3 protein-coding genes are annotated in these 2,383 nt (G+C 47.1%); 2 read left to right on the plus strand and 1 reads right to left on the minus strand.

From position 1 onward, the window contains the following. Both RMO27_RS23325 and RMO27_RS23330 read left to right on the plus strand, forming a co-directional pair. Positions 1–348, plus strand: a 348-nt coding sequence (locus tag RMO27_RS23325; protein ID WP_309736927.1) for a hypothetical protein, incomplete at its 5' end; no start/stop codon positions are given. Between the two features lie 197 nt (positions 349–545). Next, positions 546–908 (plus strand): hypothetical protein, encoded by a 363-nt coding sequence (locus RMO27_RS23330; protein WP_309736928.1) that lies wholly within the window; start codon positions 546–548, stop codon positions 906–908. A 136-nt stretch (positions 909–1,044) separates the two neighbouring features. Here the strand turns inward: RMO27_RS23330 and RMO27_RS23335 are convergent, their stop codons facing one another. Further along, positions 1,045–1,824: a sigma-70 family RNA polymerase sigma factor gene (locus tag RMO27_RS23335; RefSeq protein WP_309736929.1), complete on the minus strand. Its 780-nt coding sequence runs from the start codon at positions 1,822–1,824 to the stop codon at positions 1,045–1,047. Positions 1,825–2,383 lie beyond the last annotated feature (559 nt).

A 2,383-nucleotide genomic window follows, 5' to 3' on the forward strand; every position in this document is an offset into this window, starting at 1 on the left:
GTATTTCAAGTTAATCTACCTCAGTTTCAATCCTGGCTGACAATTGTGGCTATTTGCCTATTGTTGGGTAGCCTAGGATTAGGGTGGATTGTCAAATCAGCATTGATCGTCATCGGACTGCTGATTTTGACTCCCATTGTCGGCTTTTTGGGCTTCTTCTGGTGGTTGCGCCGCAGTATCGTCCAGGCACAATGTCCGGTATGTAGCTATCCGCTGCAAGGCATTAATGGTAGCGAAATCCAGTGTAGTAATTGCGGTGAAGTCCTCAAGATCGATGGCGGTCAACTGCTACGCGATACGCCACCGGATACGATCGATGTCGTGGCAGTTGAAGTGATGAAGGATTAGAGCGGCAACGGCCAGCACATTTTAATTATGTCGATCGCACATTAATTATGCTGAGCGTCCCAATCGATAATTATGGTTTCTAAACGCACAGAATCGCTCATCGGCGATGAGCTAAAACTATAAAACCGACCATCTTAAGCTGAAACAAGACTGAAGGCATCGCAACTACTTTCTACCCCACTCCCTACTCACTCAATATGACTTCCCCACAACCCCAAGATTGGCAACGCCGCTTTCGAGACTTGAAGATCGAGGTCGAGCGCGCAACTACTGCTGGATCTGATTCACTCAACCAAATCGATGTAGATGCTCCCGACTTCGGTATCAATGCGCTCCGCCAAGGCTATCAACAGTTTATGACCTGGTTCGATCGAATTCCATCGAGTGGTAAGCTAATCGCGATCGTGGGTGGCGGATTGTTGAGTCTGACATTGATTAAAACTGTTTTTCAACTGATTACTTCTTTGATTACGCTGTCCGTATTTGGGATCGGACTGTATCTGGTCTATCGGTTCTGGATTTTACCTAAGGGTGAGGATTCATCAAAGATCGATCGGTAGTTGCGAGTCTAATCACCAAAAATCAGCACTAAAAAAAGTGAGGAGAGATCCTCACTTGATGTTAATGGTTCCTGATTCGTACGCGCGTCTGAGCGATGAGCGACCCCATGAAGTGTTAGGGTCGCGATCGGGCAAACTAAGACATTACAGCTTCTTCTGGGTGCAGGAGCGTGGACAATTGCTTGACACCGCGTTGGAGATGGCGCGTGACAGTCATGGGGCTAACGCCAATTCTTTTGGCTGCTTCCTTGCGGGGTAAGCCTTTGATATAGACATATTCGATCGCTTGCTTGGTCTTGGATTCGAGTTCGGAAATCGCACCTTCGAGTTGTTGGCGTTCCTCTTCGAGATATTGACGTTGTTGTTCGCGGGTATCGGGCAAGCTATCACCGAGAGTCACGGGACAATCGAGCATTTGACCGACAGTAGCATCGAGACTCAAAGCTTGACGATTGTGCTCTGCGGCTTGAGTTTCCCGCCATTCATTCACAGATACATTCAATACTGCGGCAATTTCTTCATCCCGAACTTTGCGACCCAATTTGGCAGTGAGCTGTTGGCGGACTTTTTCACCTTCTTTTTGGAGTTCTTGCCAACGGCGGGGAATTTTGAGGACACTGCTCTTGTCGCGGAGGAAGTGTAAAACTTCACCTCTAATGTAGGGAACGGCGAAAGAGCTAAAAGCGCAGCCTTGGTGCGGATTGAAGCGTTCGATGGCGCGAATTAAACCTAAGTAACCAATTTGTTCTAAATCTTGATATGGTTCTGCACATTGACGACCGATCCGATGGGCGATATGTCTTACTAGACCAGCATTCAACAGCACTAATTGATTGCGAGCTATTATGCTGGGCTGTTCAAAGTATTTCATCAACAACGAGATCGATTCGGAATGAGCAGAAGCTGGAGTAGCCATCGTTTTAGCAACCTTTAATAAAGATAGATGCTGTGTAATCTATGGTATTTGCGATCTATTCGATCGAAATGGGCATAATCACAACAGGTGGGTCAGACAGAAGAAGCTGGAGCCTTGAGCGAAAAAAGTAGGTTGGGGTTTGGATGCCGCGAACTTGTTTTCTCCATGCGTACATTGTTCTCTACCCGACCCAGTTCCCAACAGCGTCGATCCACGGAAATACTGTTGGGAGCTTTTTTTTAAGTGCGTGGATTTACGTACAGATAGGCACTACACTGCATGTGCTGCAACACTTATTTCTAATTTGACCTGCTCTAATGTTCTCGGTAATTGCGATCGCGATCGCACCCAACCTGTCAAAATTGCCCTAGAGTCGATCGACATCCTGCTATTTTCTGGCAACTAGCTAACGTGAGTTCGGGATAAAGATTTCCGATTAATGACTCCTGGCTTCGTTTTGGAACCGCCCCAAAAAATAAAACCCAACCCACAGACCGATTCCCATTGCGAAGCTAATGCGTAGCGCGTTAAGCTGCCAACAGATCGACCCTTGTGCAGG

The sequence above is a fragment of the Chamaesiphon sp. OTE_75_metabat_556 genome, from assembly GCF_031378165.1.
Classification (GTDB): Bacteria; Cyanobacteriota; Cyanobacteriia; order Cyanobacteriales; family Chamaesiphonaceae; genus Chamaesiphon.